Origin of the sequence: Azospirillum endophyticum, assembly GCF_016595245.1 — a bacterium.
Lineage (GTDB): Bacteria > Pseudomonadota > Alphaproteobacteria > Azospirillales > Azospirillaceae > Azospirillum > Azospirillum endophyticum.
In genome coordinates, this window is record NZ_JAENHM010000055.1 from 1 (window position 1) to 883 (window position 883).

Sequence of the window (883 nt, forward strand, 5' to 3'; positions counted from 1 at the left end):
CCTTGGACTCACGCCACAAGTGCAACATCTGCTAAGGTGTTGTTACGATGGGAAAACATTACAGTCAGCTCAGCCTTGGCGAGCGCATGAAGATCGAGCTATTGCGGGAGCAAGGGCTGTCTTTGAGAGGGATCGGGGAGCAAGTTGGTCGGTCAGCTTCGACGATCAGCCGTGAGCTCCGTCGGAATGCCCAGCCGACCAACCAGTGGCAGGGAGGCTACAATGGGGAACGGGCCGATCGTTTGGCGGCCCGGCGCCGAGGTTGGGATGCCCGCTTCAAGCTTGCGCGCCAGCCAGACCTTCGCGCCACGGTGCGAAAACACCTTGCGATGGGATGGTCTCCGCAGCAGGTCGCCGGCTGGCTGGCGCGCACGCACGGCCGCACGGTGATCAGCCACGAGTCCATCTATCGTTACATCTACCATCGCTCGGCTCAGAAGGATTACTGGCACCGGCTTCTGCCGCGGGCCAAATTCCGCCGCGGCCCTGCCGGCCGCCGCGGCGGAAGCTCGGTCGATCGGATCAAGCGGCGGCGGCCGCTGGAGGAACGTCCGTCCATCGCCAGCGAGCGCCAGGAGATTGGGCATTGGGAGGTCGACCTGATGCTGTTCGCCCGCTACGGCCAAGCGGTGTTGGTGATGCATGAGCGGCTCACCCGCTTCACCCGGATCTTTCGCCAGCCCTCCAAGGCGGCCAAGCCGGTCATCGAGCGCCTGCTCGACTTCTGGGGGCAGTTGCCCGCAAGCCTGCGTCGTTCCGCCACCTTCGACAATGGCACCGAGTTTGCCGAACATCATCAACTGATCGACAAGCTCGGAATGCAAACTTACTTCTGCGACCCTCACGCACCCTGGCAGAAAGGCGGCGTCGAGAACACGATCGG

1 protein-coding gene is annotated in these 883 nt (G+C 63.2%); it reads left to right on the forward strand.

The features are described from left to right. Positions 1–47: 47 nt before the first annotated feature. The coding region (locus tag JHL17_RS17840) for an IS30 family transposase (protein WP_200195033.1) at positions 48–883 on the forward strand (836 nt) is incomplete at its 3' end.